This is a genomic window from Massilia sp. IC2-278, from assembly GCF_020708045.1.
In the GTDB taxonomy this organism is placed as follows: Bacteria; Pseudomonadota; Gammaproteobacteria; order Burkholderiales; family Burkholderiaceae_D; genus Telluria.
Genome location: NZ_JAJFES010000001.1, coordinates 174,538 through 196,016 on the forward strand (window position 1 = coordinate 174,538; position 21,479 = coordinate 196,016).

Annotated in this window: 19 protein-coding genes and 2 tRNA genes; 19 read left to right on the forward strand and 2 right to left on the reverse strand. The window is 63.3% G+C overall.

Annotation, left to right across the window (positions count from 1 at the left end; translation table 11 throughout):
• Window positions 1–203 precede the first annotated feature (203 nt).
• The 13 genes from pstS (at window position 204) to LK540_RS00840 (ending at window position 14,170) form a co-directional block, all read left to right on the forward strand.
• The gene (gene pstS, locus LK540_RS00780; protein WP_229435059.1) at window positions 204–1,241 is read left to right on the forward strand and encodes a phosphate ABC transporter substrate-binding protein PstS; all 1,038 of its coding nucleotides are present in this window, start codon (window positions 204–206) and stop codon (window positions 1,239–1,241) included.
• 84 nt (window positions 1,242–1,325) lie between these two features.
• A complete protein-coding gene (pstC, locus tag LK540_RS00785; protein ID WP_229435061.1) occupies window positions 1,326–2,342 on the forward strand; it encodes a phosphate ABC transporter permease subunit PstC in 1,017 nt (338 codons plus the stop codon).
• Window positions 2,339–3,193, forward strand: coding sequence for a phosphate ABC transporter permease PstA (gene pstA / locus LK540_RS00790; RefSeq protein WP_229435063.1), 855 nt, complete (start codon window positions 2,339–2,341; stop codon window positions 3,191–3,193). The genes pstC and pstA overlap by 4 nt, the downstream gene beginning before the upstream one ends.
• Window positions 3,194–3,221: 28 nt before the next feature.
• Entirely contained in the window at window positions 3,222–4,007 is a 786-nt protein-coding gene (gene pstB, locus LK540_RS00795; RefSeq protein ID WP_229435065.1) for a phosphate ABC transporter ATP-binding protein PstB, read from the forward strand.
• A 45-nt stretch (window positions 4,008–4,052) separates the two neighbouring features.
• Window positions 4,053–4,745, forward strand: coding sequence for a phosphate signaling complex protein PhoU (gene phoU / locus LK540_RS00800; RefSeq protein WP_229435067.1), 693 nt, complete (start codon window positions 4,053–4,055; stop codon window positions 4,743–4,745).
• 6 nt (window positions 4,746–4,751) lie between these two features.
• Window positions 4,752–5,435, forward strand: coding sequence for a response regulator (locus tag LK540_RS00805; protein ID WP_229435070.1), 684 nt, complete (start codon window positions 4,752–4,754; stop codon window positions 5,433–5,435).
• A 16-nt stretch (window positions 5,436–5,451) separates the two neighbouring features.
• The gene (phoR, locus tag LK540_RS00810; RefSeq protein WP_229435072.1) at window positions 5,452–6,744 is read left to right on the forward strand and encodes a phosphate regulon sensor histidine kinase PhoR; all 1,293 of its coding nucleotides are present in this window, start codon (window positions 5,452–5,454) and stop codon (window positions 6,742–6,744) included.
• A gap of 278 nt (window positions 6,745–7,022) precedes the next feature.
• Window positions 7,023–7,934: a patatin-like phospholipase family protein gene (locus LK540_RS00815; protein WP_229435074.1), complete on the forward strand. Its 912-nt coding sequence runs from the start codon at window positions 7,023–7,025 to the stop codon at window positions 7,932–7,934.
• Window positions 7,935–7,964: 30 nt separating this feature from the next.
• Window positions 7,965–8,378 carry a heme-binding protein gene (locus LK540_RS00820; RefSeq protein ID WP_229435076.1) on the forward strand — a complete coding sequence of 138 codons (414 nt, stop codon included), beginning with the start codon at window positions 7,965–7,967 and terminating at the stop codon, window positions 8,376–8,378.
• 324 nt (window positions 8,379–8,702) lie between these two features.
• The gene (gene carA, locus LK540_RS00825; RefSeq protein WP_229435078.1) at window positions 8,703–9,890 is read left to right on the forward strand and encodes a glutamine-hydrolyzing carbamoyl-phosphate synthase small subunit; all 1,188 of its coding nucleotides are present in this window, start codon (window positions 8,703–8,705) and stop codon (window positions 9,888–9,890) included.
• A complete protein-coding gene (carB, locus tag LK540_RS00830) occupies window positions 9,883–13,113 on the forward strand; it encodes a carbamoyl-phosphate synthase large subunit (protein WP_229435079.1) in 3,231 nt (1,076 codons plus the stop codon). The genes carA and carB overlap by 8 nt, the downstream gene beginning before the upstream one ends.
• A gap of 107 nt (window positions 13,114–13,220) precedes the next feature.
• A complete protein-coding gene (greA, locus tag LK540_RS00835; RefSeq protein ID WP_229435081.1) occupies window positions 13,221–13,700 on the forward strand; it encodes a transcription elongation factor GreA in 480 nt (159 codons plus the stop codon).
• Window positions 13,701–13,708: 8 nt separating this feature from the next.
• Window positions 13,709–14,170 (forward strand): DUF4149 domain-containing protein, encoded by a 462-nt coding sequence (locus LK540_RS00840; RefSeq protein WP_229435083.1) that lies wholly within the window; start codon window positions 13,709–13,711, stop codon window positions 14,168–14,170.
• 51 nt (window positions 14,171–14,221) lie between these two features.
• Here LK540_RS00840 and yhbY read toward each other — a convergent pair whose 3' ends face one another.
• On the reverse strand, window positions 14,222–14,692 hold the full coding sequence (gene yhbY / locus LK540_RS00845) for a ribosome assembly RNA-binding protein YhbY (protein WP_229435085.1): 471 nt from the start codon (window positions 14,690–14,692) through the stop codon (window positions 14,222–14,224).
• A 42-nt stretch (window positions 14,693–14,734) separates the two neighbouring features.
• Between yhbY and LK540_RS00850 the strand changes: the two genes are divergently transcribed.
• The 6 genes from LK540_RS00850 to LK540_RS00875 all read left to right on the forward strand — a co-directional run bounded on the left by LK540_RS00850 (window position 14,735) and on the right by LK540_RS00875 (window position 20,065).
• Window positions 14,735–15,421 (forward strand): RlmE family RNA methyltransferase, encoded by a 687-nt coding sequence (locus LK540_RS00850; RefSeq protein WP_229435087.1) that lies wholly within the window; start codon window positions 14,735–14,737, stop codon window positions 15,419–15,421.
• A 199-nt stretch (window positions 15,422–15,620) separates the two neighbouring features.
• Window positions 15,621–17,507 carry an ATP-dependent zinc metalloprotease FtsH gene (gene ftsH, locus LK540_RS00855; RefSeq protein ID WP_229435089.1) on the forward strand — a complete coding sequence of 629 codons (1,887 nt, stop codon included), beginning with the start codon at window positions 15,621–15,623 and terminating at the stop codon, window positions 17,505–17,507.
• Window positions 17,508–17,578: 71 nt separating this feature from the next.
• Complete coding sequence (gene folP, locus LK540_RS00860; protein ID WP_229435091.1) at window positions 17,579–18,415, forward strand: dihydropteroate synthase; 837 nt, start codon at window positions 17,579–17,581, stop codon at window positions 18,413–18,415.
• Window positions 18,416–18,438: 23 nt separating this feature from the next.
• Window positions 18,439–19,776, forward strand: a complete 1,338-nt coding sequence (gene glmM / locus LK540_RS00865) for a phosphoglucosamine mutase (RefSeq protein WP_229435093.1) — start codon at window positions 18,439–18,441, stop codon at window positions 19,774–19,776.
• 67 nt (window positions 19,777–19,843) lie between these two features.
• A tRNA-Pro gene (locus LK540_RS00870) sits at window positions 19,844–19,920 on the forward strand.
• Window positions 19,921–19,988: 68 nt separating this feature from the next.
• A tRNA-Arg gene (locus LK540_RS00875) sits at window positions 19,989–20,065 on the forward strand.
• Between the two features lie 94 nt (window positions 20,066–20,159).
• Here LK540_RS00875 and LK540_RS00880 read toward each other — a convergent pair.
• Window positions 20,160–21,236, reverse strand: a complete 1,077-nt coding sequence (locus LK540_RS00880; RefSeq protein ID WP_229435095.1) for a M28 family peptidase — start codon at window positions 21,234–21,236, stop codon at window positions 20,160–20,162.
• Window positions 21,237–21,479 lie beyond the last annotated feature (243 nt).

Consider the following 21,479-nt stretch of genomic DNA (forward strand, 5'->3'; position numbering starts at 1 on the left):
CTGTTCAGCTGTAGTTCAGCTGTCACACGAATGAAACGCGGCTGAAATACGCGTATGACACGCCCAAAACCCCATGTCATGGATTTGATGACATGGATTTTTGCGATGTCATTAACTTGTCATATTCAATCAGTAGACTGCGCTGCAATGAAGCCGGACGTCCGGAAATGCAGTGTCGCACTACACCCTGAAAGGATATCGATATGCGTATGAAGCACCTGTTCCTCACCGTCGCGCTTGCCGCCGCCACCCTGGCGACGACTGCCCAGGCAGCGAACATCACCGGCGCCGGCGCAACCTTCCCTTATCCGATCTACGCGAAGTGGGCGGAAATGTACAAGGCGTCCAGCGGCACCGGCCTGAACTACCAGTCGGTGGGTTCGGGCGCCGGCATCAAGCAGATCAAGGCGAAAACCGTCGACTTCGGCGCATCGGACATGCCGCTGCCGGCCAAGGATCTGAACGACGCCGGCCTGTTCCAGTTCCCGGCCGTGATGGGCGGCGTGGTCCCGATTGTCAACCTGCCGGGCGTCGGCCCAGGCCAGGTGAAGCTCACCGGCGCCGTGCTGGCCGATATCTTCATGGGCAAGATCACCAAGTGGAACGCCCAGCCGATCGCGGCCCTGAACCCTGGCGTCAAGCTGCCAGCCGACGACATTACCGTCGTCCACCGCGCCGACAGCTCGGGCACCTCCTTCCTGTTCACCGACTACCTGTCGAAGACCAACCCGGACTGGAAGCTGAAGATCGGCGCCGGCACCTCGGTCAAGTGGGCCGTCGGCGTGGGCGGCAAGGGCAACGAAGGCGTGGCCGCCAACGTCCAGCGCATCAAGGGCTCGATCGGCTACGTCGAGTGGGCCTATGCCAAGAAGAACAAGATGTCGCACACCCAGCTGCAGAACCGCGAAGGCGCCTTCCTCCAGCCTGACGACGAAGCCTTCAAGGCCGCTGCCGCCAGCGCCGACTGGGCCAAGGCCCCGGGCTTCGCCGTGGTCCTGACCGACCAGCCGGGCAAGGCCAGCTGGCCGATCACCGGCGCCTCCTACATCCTGGTGCACAAGTCGCAGGCCGACGCCGCCAAGGGCAAGGAAGTCCTGAAGTTCTTCGACTGGGCCTACAAGAACGGTAGCGCCGCTGCCGCCGACCTGGACTACGTGCCGATGCCGGCCGCCGTCACCAAGCTGGTCCAGGACGCCTGGAAAGCCAACCTGAAGGACGCTTCGGGCAAGGCGGTCTGGTAAGGCAGTCACCCCGCCGCCGGCACCTGATCAGGCCGGCGGCGCCTGTTTGTCCCTGAAAGCAGTACATCCATATAAGAACATCACATGAGCGCACACCCATCAGTCGCCCTCGACAAGCCAGCCGGCGCGGCCATCGCCGACAAGCAGCAGGCCGCCCTCAGCAAGACTATGCGCAACCAGCGCATCCAGGACTTCTTCTTCCACAAGATTACCTTCCTGTTCGCCGCCAGCGTGCTGCTCGCACTGGTGGGCATCATCATTTCGCTGGCCATCGGTGCGGCGCCGGCCTTCAAGGAATTCGGCGCCTCCTTCATCAGCACCGTCGAGTGGGACCCGGTCGAGGATAAATTCGGCGCCCTGATCGCGATCTGGGGCACGCTCGCCACCTCGCTGATCGCGCTGGCCGTCGCCTTCCCGATCAGCTTCGGCATCGCGCTCTTCCTGACCGAAATCTGCCCGGTCTGGCTGCGCCGCCCGATGGGCACCGCGGTCGAGCTGCTGGCGGGCGTGCCGTCGATCATCTACGGCATGTGGGGCCTGTTCGTGTTCGCGCCGCTGTTCGCCGACCATGTGCAGCCGCTGCTGAAATCCACCCTCGGCCAGCTGCCGGTCATCGGCCAGCTGTTCCAGGGCCCGACCATGGGCATCGGCATCCTGACCGCCGGCCTGATCCTGGCCGTGATGATCATCCCCTTCATTTCCTCGGTGATGCGCGACGTGTTCGAGATCGTCCCGACCGTGCTGAAGGAATCGGCTTACGGCCTGGGCTGCACCAAGTGGGAAGTGGTGCGCAAGGTGGTGCTGCCTTATACCCGCAACGGCGTGGTCGGCGGCGTGATGCTGGGCCTGGGCCGCGCGCTCGGCGAAACCATGGCGGTCACCTTCGTGATCGGTAACGCGCATGAACTGAGCTGGTCGCTGTTCTCGGCCGGTAACTCGATTTCCTCGACCCTGGCGAACGAATTCGCCGAAGCGGCCTCGCCGCTGCACGTGTCCTCGCTGTTCGCGCTGGCACTGATCCTGTTCGCCATCACCTTTGTCGTGCTGTCGGCTGCAAAACTGATGTTGGCGGGGATGTCCCGCAAGGAAGGCACGAAATGAACGTTACCAATCCTGTCTACCGCAAGCGCCTGTTGGCGCACCGCGTCGGCATCGCCCTGTCGGTGCTGGCGATGGCGATCGGCCTGGCGATGCTGGCCTGGATTCTCTGGACCCTGCTGGCCAACGGCTTCGGCGCGCTGTCGACCACGATGTTCTCCGGCGACACCCCGGCGCCGGGCAGCGAAGGCGGCGGCTTGCGCAATGCGATCGTCGGCAGCCTGATGATGGTCGGTTTGTCGACCCTGGTCAGCACCCCGATCGGCATCCTGGCCGGCATCTACCTGGCAGAGTACGGCGAGACCAACCGCTTCGGCCAGATCACGCGCTTTGTCACCGACATCATGCTGTCGGCGCCGTCGATCGTGATCGGTTTGTTCGTCTACGCCCTGTACGTGGCGAACGTGAAGCACTTCTCGGGCTACGCCGGCACCATCGCACTGTCGCTGATCGCCATTCCCGTGGTCGTGCGCACCACCGACAACATGCTGCGCCTCGTACCGAATAGTTTGCTGGAGGCGGCGTTCGCCCTCGGCGCGCCGCGCTGGAAGGTGGCGATGCTGGTGCGCCTGCGCGCCGTGAAAGCCGGCGTGATCACCGGCGTGCTGCTGGCCCTGGCCCGTATCTCGGGCGAGACCGCGCCGCTCCTGTTCACGGCCCTGAACAACCAGTTCTTCAGCACCGACATGAATGCACCGATGGCGAACCTGCCGGTGGTGATCTACCAGTTCGCGATGAGCCCTTACGATGACTGGCGCTCGCTGGCCTGGGGCGGCGCATTGCTGGTGACCTTCACCGTGCTGTTCCTGAACATTTTGTCGCGCACCGTCTTCACCCAGAAGACTCCACGTTAATTTATCCTGACGAACCATGACCCTTGCTATGGCAACCCCGACCGCAGCTCCAAGCGCAAAAACCAAGACCATCGAGATTGCGGGCCTGAATTTCTTCTACGGTAAAACGCAGAGCCTGAAAAACGTTTCGCTCGACATCCACGACAAGCAGGTGACCGCTTTCATCGGCCCTTCGGGCTGCGGCAAGTCGACCCTGCTGCGCACCCTGAACCGCATGTACGATCTGTACCCAGGGCAGCGCGCCGAAGGCCAGATCAACTACCGCGGCCGCAACATCCTGGAGCCGGGCGTCGACGTGAACGCCCTGCGCGCGAAAATCGGCATGGTGTTCCAGAAGCCGACCCCGTTCCCGATGTCGATCTACGACAACATCGCCTTCGGCGTGCGCCTGTACGAAAACCTGTCGAAAGGCGAGATGGACGAGCGTGTCGAATGGGCCCTGAAAAAGGCGGCGCTGTGGGAAGAAGCGAAAGACAAGCTGAACAAGAGCGGTTTGTCGCTGTCGGGTGGCCAGCAGCAGCGCCTGTGCATCGCGCGCGGCGTGGCGGTGAAGCCGGACGTGCTGTTGTTAGATGAGCCGACTTCGGCGCTGGACCCGATCTCGACCGCGAAGATCGAGGAGCTGATCAGCGAACTGAAGCAGGACTACACGATCACCATCGTGACCCACAACATGCAGCAGGCGGCACGCTGCTCGGATTACACTGCGTACATGTACCTCGGGGAACTGGTTGAATTCGGCGAGACCGACCAGCTGTTCATGAACCCGGCACGAAAAGAAACGCAGGATTACATCACCGGCCGCTTTGGCTAATCGCCGCCCGGTACGATAACAATATTCAAGAATAGGGAGAAGCATATGATCGGCGAACACTCATCCAAACAGTACGACCAGGAACTGGAATCGATCCGCTCCAAGGTCTTGCTGATGGGCGGCATGGTGGAAACCCAGTTCGAGGAAGCGCTGAACTGCTTCCGCGTCGACGACGCCGCCCGTGCCGACAAGGTCATGGCCGATGACCACGCGGTGAACCAGCTCGAAGTGCAGCTCGACGACGCCTGCAGCCACCTGATCGTCAAGCGCCAGCCGACCGCCAACGATTTGCGCACCGTGATGGCCACCATCAAAGTCATCACCGACCTGGAACGCATCGGCGACGAATCGACCAAGATCGCGCGCACCGCGAAAAGCCTGCATGCGCGCGGCGTGGGCAGCTTCGCCCACTACGACATGATCCGCACCATCGGCAAGGCGACCTCGGACCTGCTGCACGACGCCCTCGACGCGTTCGCGCGCCTGGACGGCAAGCAGGCCTTGCAGATCATCGCGGCCGACGAAATCGTCGACCACGAGTTCCGCACCATCCTGCGCAACCTGATCACCTTCATGATGGAAGACCCGCGCACGATCTCGTCGGCACTGGACACGCTGTGGGTAGCCAAGGCCATCGAGCGCATCGGCGACCACGCCAAGAACATCGCCGAATACGTGATCTACGTGGTCGAAGGGCGCGACATCCGCCACAGCAAACCAGCCGTGCAAGAGGGCTGATCCACAATGCAGAACACGAGCGTACTGGTAGTGGAGGACGAGCCGGCGATTGTCGAGCTGGTGAGCTATTCGCTGCGCGAAGCCGGCTGGACCATCCGCTCGGTCGGCACCACGGCCGCGGCCTGGGACAGCATCGCGCATGGCAAGCCGGACCTGCTGCTGCTCGACTGGATGCTGCCCGACCAGAGTGGCCTGCGCCTGCTGGCGCGGCTGCGCGGCGACCGCGACTTCCAGGACATCCCGGTCATCATGCTGACCGCGAAAAGCATGGAAGAAGACAAGCTGGCCGGCCTGAACACGGGCGCCGACGATTACGTCACCAAGCCATTTTCGCCGCGCGAGCTGCTGGCCCGTTCGCGCGCGCTGCTGCGCCGCAAAAGCCCGCACCTGGCCGAGGCGCCACTGCGTGCAGGCAGCGTGGTGCTCGATCCGGCCAGCTGCACCGTCAGCATCGAGGGCAGCCAGATCGACATCGGCAATGCCGAATACAAGCTGCTGAAATTCCTGCTGGCGCACCGCGAGCGCGTGTTTTCGCGCGCCCAGCTGCTCGATAAAGTGTGGGGCGACCACGCCGTGATCGAGGAGCGCACGGTGGACGTCCACGTGCTGCGGCTGAGGAAAGCGCTGAAGGGCGCCGAAGGGCTGATCCGCACGGTGCGCAGCGTCGGGTATATGCTCTCGGAAAAATAACGCATTCGAAGGTCCGATGAATCCCACATTGCTGTTCTGGGTGCCGGCGCTGTTGCGCATGGCGTCCCTCTTCGTTGCCGCCGGCGTGATCTGGTGGATGGGCGGTCTGGTGGCAGGCTTGACCGCCGCGCTGCTGGGCATGATCGTGGTGCTGGTATCGCAGCTGCGCTACCTGCAGCAGCTGGGACACTGGCTGGACGACCCGCAGTCCGGCAAGCTGCCCGACGGCTGGGGCGCCTGGACCGACGTCTTCGCCCGCCTGTACCGCCTGCGCCGTGAGGACGAGCGCCACCAGAGCGAACTGGCCGAATGGCTGGCGCGCTTCCGCCAGGCCATGAGCCTGCTGCCGGAAGGCGTGGCGATCATGGACGACGTGCTGTTCCTCGAGTGGTGCAACCCGGCGGCCGAGCGCCACCTCGGCCTGACGCTGGAGCGCGACAAGGGCCTGCGCGTGACCAACCTGGTGCGCCATCCCGACTTCATCGACTACATCATCCTGGGGCGCTACGAGCAGCCACTGACCTTGTCTTTCCGGGGCCGCAAGATCGAGTGCCGCATCATCCCGTTCGAGAACCGGCGCCAGATCCTGGTCACCCACGACGCCACGGACACCGAACGGATCGAGGCGATGCGGCGCGACTTCATCGCGAATGCCTCGCACGAACTGCGCACGCCGCTGACGGTGATCGTCGGTTTCCTGGAAATCGCGATGTCCGATCCATGCATGGACGCGGCCACCCGTTCGGCGCACCTGAAGCTGATGACCGAGCAGGGCGGGCGCATGCAGCGGCTGATCGAGGACATGCTGACGTTATCGCGTCTGGAGTCGGACGAATTCCCGCTACGCCGCGAGCGGGTCGATATCGCGGCGCTGGTGGATTCGGTGGCGGCCGAGGCGCGCGCCTTGTCGGGCGGGCGGCACGAGATCACGGTATCGGTCGACGGGCCGGACGTGATGGGCAACATGGAGGAGCTGCGCAGCGCGTTTGCGAACCTGGCGTCGAACGCGGTGCGTTATTCGCCCGAAGGCGGACGGATCGAGCTGTCGTGGAAGCGCGGCGATGGCGATTTGCAGTTCTCGGTGAAGGACAGCGGGATCGGGATCGACCCGCAGCATATATCGCGTTTGACCGAACGGTTCTACCGCGTCGACAAGAGCCGCTCGCGCGAGACCCAGGGGACCGGGCTGGGGCTGGCGATCGTCAAGCACGTGCTGCTGCGGCATGGCGGGCGGGTGAAGATTTGCTCGAAGCCGGGGGAGGGGAGTACCTTCACGGCGTCGTTGCCCAACACCTCGTTGCCGGGATAAATCGGACGCTTTTTTGATTGGCGCAATACCGTAGGGTGGGCACTCGTGCCCACGCGGTACGGCGGTTGCAACCACGCCACGCGTGACGATGGTCCGCGACCGTGGCGATCTCTGGTCGCTTTGCGTGACGCATCGGTACGACCGCGTGGGCTCAAGAGCCCACCCTACAAAAAGCGGTATTCCGCCGTCCGCATCCGATTCACGCCCCCCTAAGTTCAGCCTCATCCACCGCCCCACATTGCGCGGTACAATCGAGAATTGTCCTTCTCGACCCGCACATGTTCTCTCGACGCACTTCCCTCATTGCGCTCGGCGCACTCGCCCTGGCCGGCTGCGGCAGCACCCCGCCACCCGTCGCTCCCACTCCCGCCGTGGTTGCCACCCCGGCGCCCCCGAAGAAAATCCGCATCGGCCTGGCCCTCGGCGGCGGCGCGGCGCGCGGCTTCGCCCACATCGGCGTGATCAAGGCCCTCGAAGCGCAAGGCATCATCCCCGAAATCGTGGTCGGCACCAGCGCCGGCTCGGTGGTCGGCGCCCTGTACGCGTCGGGCTACGACGGCTTCACCCTGCAGCGCACCGCGATGAGCATGGACGAAGCAACCATCTCCGACTGGGCGCTGCCGCTGTTCTCCAAATCTCCCGGCGTGCTGAAAGGCGAGGCCCTGCAGAACTACGTCAACAAGGCCGTCAACAACGTGCCGATGGAACGCCTGAAAAAGCGCTTCGGCGCCGTCGCCACCGACCTCAAGACCGGCGAATCCATCCTCTTCAACAAGGGTAATACCGGCCTGGCCGTGCGCGCCTCGTCGTCGGTGCCGAGCGTGTTCCAGCCGGTGACCATCGGTAAGAAAACCTATGTCGACGGCGGCCTGGTGGCGCCGGTGCCGGTGAAGTACACGCGCGACATGGGCGCCGATTTCATCATCGCGGTCAACATCTCGACCCAGGCCGATTCGCAAGCCACGGCCAGCTCGGTCGATGTGCTGCTGCAGACCTTCTCGATCATGGGCCAGCGCATCAATTCCTACGAGCTGAAGGAGGCCGACATCGTCATCACCCCGGCCCTGGGCAAGATGGGCAGCGCCGACTTTGCCGGCCGCAACCTGGCAATCCTGGCGGGCGAGCAGGCCGCCGCCGCCGTGATGCCGCAACTGAAGGCCAAGCTGAAGGCCAAACAACAGCAGCCATAACAATCAAAACAGTTTAAATAAGGAAACGATATGAAGACCAAGCCATTCCTGACCCTGGAAGACGTGAAAATCATCGCCGCCGCGGCCGAAGCCGAAGCGCTGGCAAACAACTGGGCCGTCACCTTCTCGATCGTCGACGACGGCGGCCACCTGCTGTGGCTGCAGCGCCTGGATGGCGCACCGCCGGTGTCGTCGCATATCTCGCCAGCCAAGGCCAAGACCGCCGCGCTCGGCCGCCGCGAGTCGAAGATCTATGAAGACGTGATCAATGGCGGGCGCGTGTCGTTTTTGTCGGCGCCGGAGATCGAAGGCATGCTCGAAGGCGGCGTGCCGGTGATCGTCGATGGCCATGTGATCGGCGCGGTGGGCGTGTCGGGCGTGAAGTCGGAGCAGGATGCGCAGATTGCCAAGGCCGGCATCGCCGCGCTGGTCGGTACGCCGTAACCGGGACGATGGCTGGGCACCGGGCGGCTGCGTGTGCGCATGCCGGTGCTGTCGGCCACGTCACAAGGTTAACGCCCGGAAAACTCCCGCTCATCGGTAAGTAAAAACACGCATTTCCCTCGAAAACCGTCTGTCGGTACATTGCCGCCACCCTCGAAGCGCGCTATAATTGAGGGGTTTAACCATTCTACTTACTTGCCGTAGCGCCTACCTTCCATTCCTCATTCCAAACGACCTCCATACTCGGATTGCACCCGTGCATCCGTGGTTCTTGGGTGTCGGTCTGACGTGGCGCCGCTACGGTAACTTTATTGGGAGTTACCCTTGCCGCCATTTTTTTCTGGCCCAGCCGTCCCGGCCATCCTGGCTCTCGCAGACGGAACGATTTTCAAAGGTGTTTCCATTGGCGCCGCCGGCCATACGACCGGTGAAGTGGTCTTCAATACCGCGATCACTGGCTACCAGGAAATCCTGACCGACCCCAGCTACTCGCGTCAGATCGTCACCCTGACGTACCCGCACATCGGCAACTACGGCGTCAACACCGCCGACGTCGAAGCCGGTAAAGTCCACGCCGCAGGCCTGATCATCCGCGACCTGCCGCTCTTGGCATCGAACTTCCGTTCTACCCAATCGCTGTCGGATTACCTGAAGGCCGAGAACGTCGTGGCCATCTCCGGCATCGACACCCGCAAGCTGACCCGCCTGCTGCGCGAAAAAGGCGCCCAGGCCGGCGCCATCCTCACCGGCACCCAGGGCAACCAGCCATCCGAAGCGCAAGCGCTCGAGCTGGCCCGTTCCTTCCCCGGCCTGGCCGGCATGGACCTGGCGAAGGTCGTGTCCGTGAAAGAGCCGTATGTGTTCACCGAAACCGAGTGGAAACTCGGCCAGGGCTTCGGCAAGCAGGAAAACCCGGAATACCACGTTGTCGCTTTCGACTACGGCGTCAAGCGCAACATCCTGCGCATGCTGGCTGAACGCGGCTGCAAGGTCACCGTGCTGCCGGCCGAATCCACCGCCGCCGATGCGCTGGCGCTGAACCCGGACGGCATCTTCCTCGCCAACGGCCCCGGCGACCCGGAACCATGCGACTACGCCATCAAGGCCACCGCGGAACTGATCGAGAAGGGCATCCCGACCTTCGGCATCTGCCTCGGCCACCAGATCATGGCGCTCGCCTCGGGTGCGAAGACCATGAAGATGAAGTTCGGCCACCACGGCGCGAACCACCCGGTGCAGGACCTGGATTCGAAGAAGGTCCTGATCACCTCGCAGAACCACGGCTTCGCAGTCGACCCGGACACGCTGCCGCAGAACTGCCGCGTGACCCACGTGTCGCTGTTCGACGGTTCGCTGCAGGGCTTTGCCCGCACCGACAAGCCGGCCTTCTGCTTCCAGGGCCACCCGGAAGCATCGCCAGGCCCGACCGACGTCGCCTATCTGTTCGACCGCTTCATCAAGCTGATGCAAGCCCAGGAAAAAAAAGCAAATGCAGGAGAAGTGAATGCCTAAGCGTAGTGACATCAAAAGCATCCTGATCATCGGCGCCGGCCCGATCGTCATCGGCCAGGCCGCGGAGTTCGACTATTCCGGCGCCCAGGCCTGCAAGGCCCTGCGCGACGAAGGCTACAAGGTCATCCTGGTCAACAGCAACCCGGCGACCATCATGACCGACCCGGAGATGGCCGACGTCACCTACATCGAGCCGATCACCTGGAAGGTCGTCGAGCGCATCATCGCCAAGGAAAAGCCGGACGCGATCCTGCCGACCATGGGCGGCCAGACCGCGCTCAACTGCGCGCTCGATTTGCACCGCCACGGCATCCTGGACAAGTACAACGTCGAACTGATCGGCGCTTCGCCGGAAGCCATCGACAAGGCCGAGGACCGCTCCAAGTTCAAGGATGCGATGACCAAGATCGGCCTGGGTTCGGCACGCTCGGGCGTGGCGCACTCGATGGACGAAGCGCGCGCCGTGCAGCGCGAACTGGGCTTCCCGACCATCATCCGTCCATCGTTCACGATGGGTGGTTCGGGCGGCGGCATCGCCTACAACGAAGAAGAATTCGAATCGATCTGCAAGCGCGGCCTGGAAGCCTCGCCGACCTCGGAACTGCTGATCGAGGAATCGCTGCTGGGCTGGAAAGAGTACGAGATGGAAGTCGTGCGCGACAAGGCCGACAACTGCATCATCATCTGCTCGATCGAAAACCTGGACCCGATGGGCGTGCACACCGGCGACTCGATCACGGTCGCGCCGGCGCAGACGCTGACGGACAAGGAATACCAGATCATGCGCAACGCGTCGATCAACGTCCTGCGCGAGATCGGCGTCGACACCGGCGGCTCGAACGTGCAGTTCGCGATCAACCCGCAAGACGGCCGCATGATCGTCATCGAGATGAATCCGCGCGTCTCGCGTTCGTCGGCACTGGCTTCGAAAGCCACCGGCTTCCCGATCGCGAAAGTGGCGGCCAAGCTGGCAGTCGGCTTCACGCTCGATGAACTGCGCAACGAGATCACCGGCGGCGCGACCCCGGCCAGTTTTGAACCGTCGATCGACTACGTCGTCACCAAGATCCCGCGCTTCGCCTTCGAAAAATTCCCGGCGGCCGACAAGCACCTGACCACGCAGATGAAATCCGTCGGCGAAGTCATGGCCATGGGCCGCACCTTCCAGGAATCCTTCCAGAAAGCCCTGCGCGGCCTGGAAGTGGGCGTCGACGGCCTGAACGAAATGACGCGCGACCGCGAAGTCATCGAAGAGGAACTCGGCGAGCCTGGCCCGGAACGCATCTGGTACGTGGGCGACGCCTTTGCCCAGGGCTTCACGCTCGAAGAAGTCCATCAGCTGACCAAGATCGACCCATGGTTCCTCATCCAGATCAAGGAAATCGTCGACATCGAACTCTGGCTCGACCACCAGAAGCTGGAGTCGCTCGACAAGCCGACCCTGTACAAGCTGAAGCAAAAGGGCTTCTCGGACGCGCGCATGGCCTTCCTGATGCACACCACGCAGGCCGCGGTGCGCGAGCGCCGTCACGCGCTGGGCATCCGCCCGGTGTACAAGCGCGTCGACACCTGCGCCGCCGAATTCTCGACCGACACCGCCTACATGTACTCGACCTATGACGAGGAATGCGAAGCGGCGCCGACCGACAAGAAGAAGATCATGGTGCTGGGCGGTGGCCCGAACCGCATCGGCCAGGGCATCGAGTTCGACTACTGCTGCGTCCATGCCGCCCTCGCCATGCGCGAAGACGGCTACGAGACCATCATGGTCAACTGCAACCCGGAGACCGTGTCGACCGACTACGATACCTCGGACCGCCTCTACTTCGAATCGCTGACCCTGGAAGACGTGCTGGAAATCGTCGAGCTGGAAAAGCCGGTGGGCGTGATCGTGCAGTACGGCGGTCAAACGCCTCTGAAGCTCGCGCTCGATCTCGAAGCGAACGGTGTGCCGATCGTCGGCACCTCGCCGGACATGATCGACGCCGCCGAAGACCGCGAGCGCTTCCAGAAGCTGCTGCAGGACCTCGGCCTGCGCCAGCCGCCGAACCGCACCGCGCGTACCGAAACCGAAGCCCTGGCACTGGCCCAGGAAATCGGCTACCCGCTGGTCGTGCGTCCTTCCTACGTGCTGGGCGGCCGCGCCATGGAAATCGTCCACGAGCAGCGCGACCTCGAGCGCTACATGCGCGAAGCGGTGAAGGTGTCGAACGATTCGCCGGTGCTGCTGGACCGCTTCCTGAACGACGCCATCGAAGTCGACGTCGACTGCATCTCGGACGGCGAAACCACTTTCATCGGCGGCGTGATGGAGCACATCGAACAGGCCGGCGTGCACTCGGGCGACTCGGCCTGCTCGCTGCCGCCGTACTCGCTGAGCGCGGAGACCATCGATGAACTGAAGCGCCAGACCGCGCTGATGGCCAAGGGCCTGAACGTGGTCGGCCTGATGAACGTGCAGTTCGCGATCCAGCAGTCGGAAGTCGACGGCAAGACGGTGGATACCGTGTTCGTGCTGGAAGTGAATCCGCGTGCTTCGCGTACCGTCCCATTCGTGTCGAAAGCCACCGGCATCCAGTTAGCGAAAGTCGCTGCGCGCTGCATGGTCGGCCAGAAGCTGGCAGAGCAGGGCATCACGAAGGAAGTGACGCCGCCGTTCTACAGCGTCAAGGAAGCCGTGTTCCCGTTCGTGAAATTCCCGGGCGTCGACACCATCCTCGGACCGGAGATGAAATCGACCGGCGAAGTGATGGGCGTGGGCGAGACCTTCGGCGAAGCCTTCGTGAAATCGCAGCTGGGCGCCGGCATCAAGCTGCCGGAGTCGGGCAAGGTCTTCCTGTCGGTGAAGGGCTCGGACAAGCCGCGCGCCGTGAAAGTGGCGCGCGACCTGGTGTCGCTCGGCTTCTCGCTGGTGGCGACCAAGGGCACCGCTGCCGTGATCGCGGCGGCCGGCCTGCCGGTGACCGCCGTGAACAAGGTGATCGAAGGCCGTCCGCACGTGGTCGACATGATCAAGAACCACGAGATCGAGATGGTCATCAACACGGTCGAAGAAAAGCGCAGCGCGATTTCCGACTCGCGCACCATCCGCACCTCGGCGCTGGCGGCGCGCGCGGTGACCTACACCACGATCGCTGGCGCGGAAGCGGCGATCCAGGGCATGCGTCACCTGAGCGAACTGAAGGTCTACGATTTACAAGGCCTGCATAACACCTTAAACTAGTAGGCAAGTAGTACCCGTCAAACCACAGAGTTCGCGCGGCTCCCGTCGCGCGCCTCTGTGGTTTTCACTTGTACGTCCTACAAACATCAGCAGAAGCGACATTTGAAATGAACACTACCGTACCGCTCACCAAATACGGCGCCGAACTTCTGAAGGAAGAACTGCATCAGCTCAAGACCAAGGAGCGCCGCATTGTCATCGACGCGATCGCCGAAGCGCGTTCGCACGGCGACCTGTCGGAAAACGCGGAATACGACGCCGCCAAGGAGCGCCAGGCTTTCGTCGAAGGCCGCATCGCCGAACTCGAAGGCAAGCTGAGCGCCGCCCAGATCATCGACCCGGCCACGCTGGACGCCGAAGGCCGCGTGGTCTTCGCTTCCACCGTCGACCTGGAAGACCTGGAAAACGGCCAGAAGGTGAGCTACCAGATCGTCGGCATCGACGAAGCCGACATCAAGCTGAATAAAGTCTCGGTCACCTCGCCGATCGCGCGCGCCCTGATCGGCAAGTTCGCCGGCGACGTGGTCGAAGTGCAGGCGCCGTCCGGCCCGCGCGAATACGAAATCCTGGAAGTGCGTTACGTCTGATGACGGCCATGTCGGCGCGCGCAGTTTCCCGTATCGCCGGAGCACGGCTGCTGGTTGCGGCCTTCTGGGCTGGCGCCCTCTGGGTGCTGGGCTATGTGGCGGCGCCGGCGGTGTTCTCGACGGCGTCGGGGACAATGGCAGGCGACATCGTGGGTTCGTTCCTGCACCGGCTGGCCTGGATCAGTTTCGTTTGCGCGGCGCTGATGCTGGGGCTGGTGCGTGCTTCGGGCGACCTCGATGCGGCGCGCAAGCGCTTCCTGAACCTGCTGGTGCTGGCGATGCTGGCGTGTGCACTGGTCATGTACGTGGGCTTGCAGCCGGCGATGGCGGCGATGCGCGAGGCGGCAGGACCGGCCGGCATCCGCGCTTCGCCCGAGTGGACCAAGTTTGCGGTCATGCATGGGGTGTCGCAGTTGTTCCACCTGATCGAAAGCGTGCTGGCGGCGGTGCTGCTGTTGAAAAGCCGCTGACCTGCTCACCGCTACCGACGAAAAAAAACCGGGGAATCCCCGGTTTCTTTTTTACTTGTTCAGCGAGGTTTTCTTGCTGCTGGTCTGGCGCGGTTTGGCGCGCTTGATGTTGCCGCCGGCGGTGACTCGCTCGTTACCCTTGAGCATAACCTTGGTCACGCTCGGCTTCTTGGTGCCGCTGGCGCTGGCCTTGACGATGGTGACTTCGCGCATGCCCTTGCCGGCCTTGCTGCTGCGTTCTTTCACCGCTTCTTTTTTCGGACGGTAGAGCACCAGCAGCTTGCCGATGTGCTGGACCGGGGCAGCGTCGAGCTCGGCGCTGATCTGTTCGTACATGGCAACGCGGGCTTCGCGGTCGTCGCCGAAGACGCGGACCTTGATCAGGCCGTGCGCGTCGAGACTGGCGGCGATTTCCTTCATGACGGACTCGGTCAGGCCGGCTTCGCCGATCATGACAACTGGATTGAGCCCATGGGCTTCCGCACGCAGCGCGCTGCGCTCGGCCGGAGTGAGTTTAAGCATAATAATTTTTGGATGTACCTATAAAAGCAGTATTCTACGCGAATGGCCAAGAACAAATTAAACAAAAACTGGTTGCACGACCATATTAACGACCCGTACGTCAAGCTGGCGCAGAAAGAAGGCTACCGTGCCCGCGCCGCTTTCAAGCTCAAGGAAATCGACGAAAGCGAAAAACTCATCAAGTCCGGGCAGGTCATTGTCGACCTCGGCTGCACGCCTGGCAGCTGGGCGCAATACACCCGGCGCAAGCTGGCGGGCAAGGAAGGCGGCGGCATCAACGGCACCATCATCGGCCTCGATATCCTGCCGATGGAGCCGATTGCCGACGTCCATTACATCCAGGGCGACTTCCGCGAAGATGTTGTATTAGACCAACTCGCCGAGGTGCTGGAAGGCCGCAAGACCGACCTCGTGCTGTCCGACATGGCCCCGAACCTGTCGGGGATTCCCACGGCCGACGCGGCGCGCATGGAACATTTGATCGATCTCGCGATTGAGTTTTCTCAAATGCATTTGAAGCCGGGCGGCGCATTGTTGGTGAAGTGCTTCAAGGACATGGGCTTCACCCAGATCGTCGAGAAGTTCCGCACCGAGTTCAAGACCGTCAAGCAGATCAAGCCGAAAGCAAGTCGCGACAAGTCTTCGGAAATCTTCCTGCTCGGACGTGGTCTGAAGAATCCAGTGGAATATAAATCCGGCGTAAACGACGATCCGGCCCTTGATATTTGAGATCGCAGCCACACATGCACGCCGTGATGCTCCGTTCGGTACGCCTGATAATTGAGTCGTGCCGCACGGAACTGAAAAAAGTGGCAATATGGCATGTTGAGGCCCCGCGTGGAGCGTGGTCTCGTAGCACAGCATGTCTAATGCGGGTAAAATCGGCAATCTCACTGGTAATGGTGCGGATCGCATCGGAGGAGTTTTCGTGAATAATATGTTTTCCAAATCCGCCATCTGGGTGGTCGTCGCACTGCTGTTGTTCATGCTGTTCAAGCAGTTCGACAATCACAGCCCGGCCGGTGGCAGCAAGACCATCGCTTATTCCGAGCTGCTCGACGATGTGAAGGCGCGCCGCGTGAAGGACGTCGTGATCGAAGGCGCGAACATCACCGCCACCCGGACCGACGACACCAAGGTACGCGCCACCGCCACCATGCTCGACCGCGGCCTGATCGGCGACCTGCGCGAGAACGGCGTGCGCTTCGACGTCAAGCCGCCAGAAGAGCCATCGTTCCTGCAGCAGGTCTTCATCTCCTGGTTCCCGATGCTGCTCCTGATCGGCGTCTGGGTCTTCTTCATGCGCCAGATGCAGGGCGGCGGCAAGGGCGGGGCTTTCTCGTTCGGCAAGTCGAAGGCGCGCATGCTCGATGAAACGAACAACAGCGTCACCTTCGCCGACGTCGCCGGTTGCGACGAAGCGAAAGAAGAAGTCAGCGAAATCGTCGACTTCCTGAAAGACCCGACGAAATTCCAGAAACTCGGCGGCCGCATCCCGCGCGGCGTGCTGATGGTTGGTCCTCCGGGTACCGGTAAGACGCTGCTGGCGCGCGCCATCGCCGGCGAAGCGAAAGTGCCGTTCTTCTCGATCTCGGGTTCCGACTTCGTCGAGATGTTCGTCGGCGTGGGTGCGTCCCGCGTGCGTGACATGTTCGAGAACGCGAAAAAGCATTCGCCTTGCATCATCTTCATCGACGAGATCGACGCGGTCGGCCGTCACCGTGGCGCCGGCATGGGCGGCGGCAACGACGAACGCGAGCAGACCCTGAACCAGCTGCTGGTCGAAATGGACGGCTTCGAAGCCACTTCGGGCGTGATCGTCATCGCCGCCACCAACCGCGCCGACGTGCTCGACAAGGCGCTGCTGCGTCCGGGCCGTTTCGACCGCCAGGTGATGGTGGGCTTGCCGGACATCCGCGGCCGCGAACAGATCCTGAATGTGCACATGCGCAAGGTGCCGATCGGCGCCGACGTGAAAGCCGACATCCTGGCACGCGGCACCCCGGGCTTCTCGGGCGCCGACCTGGCCAACCTGGTCAACGAAGCCGCACTGTTCGCCGCGCGCCGCAACAAGCGCCTGGTCGAGATGCTCGACTTCGAAGACGCCAAGGACAAGATCTACATGGGTCCGGAGCGCAAGTCGATGGTCATGCGCGAAGAGGAACGCCGCAACACGGCGTACCACGAGTCTGGCCACGCTGTCATCGCCAAGCTGTTGCCAAAGGCCGACCCCGTGCACAAGGTCACGATCATGCCGCGCGGCTATGCCCTGGGCCTGACCTGGCAGCTGCCTGAGCACGATGCGCTGTCCGGCTACAAGGACAAGATGCTGGAAGAAATCTCGATCCTGTTCGGCGGCCGTATCGCCGAAGAGATCTTCGTTGGCCAGATGTCGACCGGCGCCTCGAACGACTTCTCGCGTGCGACCAAGCTGGCGCGTTCGATGGTCACCCGTTTCGGCATGTCGGAAAGCATGGGCGTGATGGTCTACGAAGACAGCGAGAACGAAGGCTTCTTCGGTGGCGCCACCAAGACGATTTCGGAGGCGACCCAGCAAAAGGTCGACGCCGAGATCCGCGCCATCCTCGACACCCAGTACGCCCTGGCACGCCGCCTGCTGGAAGAAAACCGCGACAAGGTCGAAATGATGACCAAGGCGCTGCTCGACTGGGAAACCATCGACGCCGAGCAGATCAACGACATCATGGCCGGCCGCGAGCCGCATCCGCCGAAGTCCAGCATCCTGACCAAGCGTACGCCTCCTGGCGACAGCGGTTCGGGCGGCGTGGCCACCAACGCACCGGCACCGGCTTGATCGGCCTGTAATACCCCTGCAAAAGGCATCCGTGGATGCCTTTTGCTCGTTAACACTCTGTATTTCTCCTTATGCGTCAATTCCTGCAGTGCGGCCGCTTCCGTTTCGAGCTGGGGCGGCGTCCCCTCGTCATGGGCGTCCTGAACGTCACCCCCGATTCGTTTTCCGATGGCGGCCATTACCGCTCCCTCGAGTTCGCGGTCTCGCGCGCCGAGGAGATGGTGGCCAGCGGCGTCGACATCATCGACATCGGCGGTGAATCCACCCGGCCCGGTTCGCCCAGCGTCCCGGTCGCCGAGGAACTGGCACGCGTGATGCCGGCCCTGTACGCGCTGCAGGAAGCCGGCAAGGCCTTGTCGGTCGATACCTGCAAGCCCGAGGTGATGCGCGAAGCCATCATCGCCGGCGCCGACATGATCAACGACATCAACGGTTTCCGCGCACCCGGCGCCATCGAGGCGGTCGTCAACAGTGACTGCGGCCTGTGCGTGATGCACATGCAGGGCACGCCGCAGGACATGCAGGCCCAGCCGGTCTACAGCGACGTGGTGGCGGAGGTCATCGCCTTCCTGCGCGAACGCATCGCTGCACTGGAGGCAGCCGGCGTCGACCGCGAACGTATTTGCGTCGACCCGGGCCTGGGCTTTGGCAAGACGGTCGAACACAACTACGCCTTGCTGAAGAACACGGGGCGCATTGCCGACGAACTCGGCCTGCCGGTGCTGATCGGCCTGTCGCGCAAGTCGATGATCGGCGCCATCACCGGCCGCCCGGTCGAGGAACGCCTGGCCGGCAGCCTGGCCGGTGCGTTGGCTGCGGTGGCGCAGGGCGCTAAAATTATTCGAGTACATGATGTCGCAGAGACGGTCGACGCGCTGAAGGTCTGGCGCGCGGCGACCATTGATTGACCCTCACAAGAAAGAGAAGAAGCATGGCACGCAAATATTTCGGTACCGATGGCATTCGCGGCGAGGTTGGCGTTGCGCCGATCACCCCCGACTTCGTGATGCGTCTCGGCTATGCGGCCGGCAAGGTGCTGGCCAAGGACAATGCCACGGCCACCCGCCCGACCGTGTTGATCGGCAAGGACACCCGTATTTCCGGCTACATGCTGGAAGCGGCCCTCGAGGCAGGCTTCTCGGCCGCCGGCGTCGACGTGATGCTGGCCGGCCCGATGCCGACCCCGGCGATCGCCTACCTTACGCGCGCGCTGCGCCTGCAGGCCGGCGTCGTGATCTCGGCCTCGCACAATCCCTTCCAGGACAACGGCATCAAGTTCTTCTCGGAACACGGCACCAAGCTGCCGGACAGCGTCGAACTCTCCATCGAGGAAGCGATCGACCAGCCGATGGACTGCGTGCCGTCGGATAAGCTCGGCCGCGCCACCCGCCTGCGCGACGCCCAGGGCCGCTACATCGAATTCTGCAAGAGCACCTTCCCCAACGAACTCGATTTGCGCGGCCTGAAGATCGTGGTCGACAGCGCCCACGGCGCCGCCTACAACATCGCCCCGCACGTGTTCCACGAACTGGGGGCGGAAGTGGTGTCGATCGGCGCCACGCCGGACGGCTTCAACATCAATGCCGGCTTCGGCGCCACCGCACCGAAGGCCCTGGCGCAGGCCGTGGTCGACAACAAGGCCGACCTCGGCATCGCGCTGGACGGCGACGCCGACCGCCTGATCATGGTCGACGCCACCGGCCGCGTCTACAACGGCGACGAACTGCTGTACCTGATGGTGCGTGACCGCATGGCCACCGGCCCGGTGGCGGGCGCCGTCGGCACCCTGATGACCAACATGGCGCTCGAAGTCGCGTTCAAGGAAATGGGCATCGGCTTCGCGCGCGCCAAGGTCGGCGACCGCTACGTGCTGGAAGTGATGCAGGAGCGCGGCTGGATCCTCGGCGGCGAAGGCTCGGGCCACCTGCTGGCGCTCGACAAGCACACCACCGGCGATGGCATCGTCTCCGCCCTGCAGGTGCTGTCGGCCCTGAAGCGCAGCGGCAAGTCGCTGCAGGAATGCTGCAGCGAACTGAAGCTGTATCCGCAGACCCTGATCAACAAAAAAGTGCCGGCTGGCTTCGACTGGACCCAGGATGCCGCCATGGTCGCCGAAAAGGAAGCCGTCGAGCGCGAACTGGGCGATGCCGGCCGCGTGCTGATCCGCGCCTCGGGCACCGAGCCGCTGATCCGCGTGATGGTCGAGGCGAAGGAAGCGGAACAGGCCGAAAGCATGGCGCGCAGGATCGCTGACAAGCTGGCCGCCTGAGCCGGAACCCGGTTCGAGCAGGGCGCACATTGACGCCGCGCCTTGCGGCGAGTATGATGTGCGTATTCGGAGTGTAGCGCAGCCCGGTAGCGCACCTGGTTTGGGACCAGGGGGTCCAAGGTTCGAATCCTTGTACTCCGACCAAAGCTTCATAACGGGCCGTCTTCTGACGGCCCGTTTTCATTTCTTCCGGCCGTTCCGCCGGACACTGACTGCCCATAGCTCAGTTGGATAGAGCATCAGCCTTCTAAGCTGAGGGTCGCTGGTTCGAACCCAGCTGGGCAGGCCAAGCAGTTTTTCCCTATCGAATCCTGCCCGACGCGTTGCCCGCGAGCCTGACGCACGACCGGACCGTATCGCGTCCGGCCGTGCATTTCCACCAATCAGCGGCGTCCTTCCTGGACACCCAGGTACTTGGCTGCCTTCGGATTACTCTTGCTCCACTTCGGCGCCTCGCTGCCGTTGGCGATGTTCCAGATCGCCAGCGCGACCGTACGGTCGACCGCCGCCATGTTCTCGTAATCGATCTTGTCCCAGTGGTCGCCCGCGCCGTGGTAATCCGGGAAGGCATAGGCGACGCTGACCGTGTGCGCTGGGATGCCCTGGTCGGCCAGCGCCTGGTTGTCGCTGTGCGCGAAATACTTGTCGCTGTTCACCGGATGCTTCCAGACCTTGATGCCGGTCTGGTCGCCTGCCTTTTTCAGGATCTCGCCGACGTCCGAGAAGTCATAACCAGTGACGGCAAAGGCGCGCTGCTGCGGGCCTTCGTTGTCGTCGGTGCGGCCAACCTGTTCGATGTTGATGCCGGCCACGGTCTTTTCGATCGGCACCAGCGGATTGGCGCCGTAGTAGCGCGAGCCGACCAGACCGTGTTCTTCGCCGAACACCGTCATGAAGACGATGCTGCGCTTCGGGCGTTCCTTGTTGGCGGCAAAGGCCTTGGCCAGTTCGATCACCGACACCGTGCCGCTGCCGTCGTCGTTGGCGCCGTTGAAGATGCCGTCGCCTTCGCCCGGCTTCATACCGACGTGGTCGTAGTGGGCCGTCACCAGGATGTAGGTGTCTTTCAGTACCGGGTCCGAGCCGCGCAGGATGCCGACCACGTTGCGCACCTTGGCGGGCGCCGCCGGTGCGGCGTTCTTGTCGCGGCGCGGGTTGATCTTGTTCCAGTCGGCAGTCTGGAAGTAGGGCTCGTCGCCCAGCGGCTCCAGGCCGGCGGCGCGGAATTGCGAGGCGATGAATTCGGCCGCGATGTCGAGCCCGCGCGAGGGCGTGCCGCGTCCTTCCAGCGCATCCGAGGCCAGGAAGGCCAGGTTGCCGCGCATGGCTGTGGCCGAGATGCGGTCCAGGATCGGCATGGCCGCCGCCGGTGCTGCGGCGGTCGGCGCCGAGGGGGCGGCTGGGGTGGCTGCCGGGGCTGCGGAAGCGAGCGACGCGGCGCTGGCCAGGGTGGCGAGCATGACTGCGCGGGAAAGGAGACGTCGGGTCATAGGCATAGGAAGTCCGTGAATGTCCGGGCAAGCGGTGAAGGTTGATGAAGTAACAAACTTGCGCAGTATAGCGCCGCAGGGGCGCCGAAGCACAGGGGCGGCAGGCTGGCAAGCCGAAGGCCTGCCGGTATGATACTTATCTGTTTGCAAACAAGCGCCGTCCTGCTGGGCTTCATGATAGCGTTCCGACATCGCGCGCCCATGCCGGGCCGG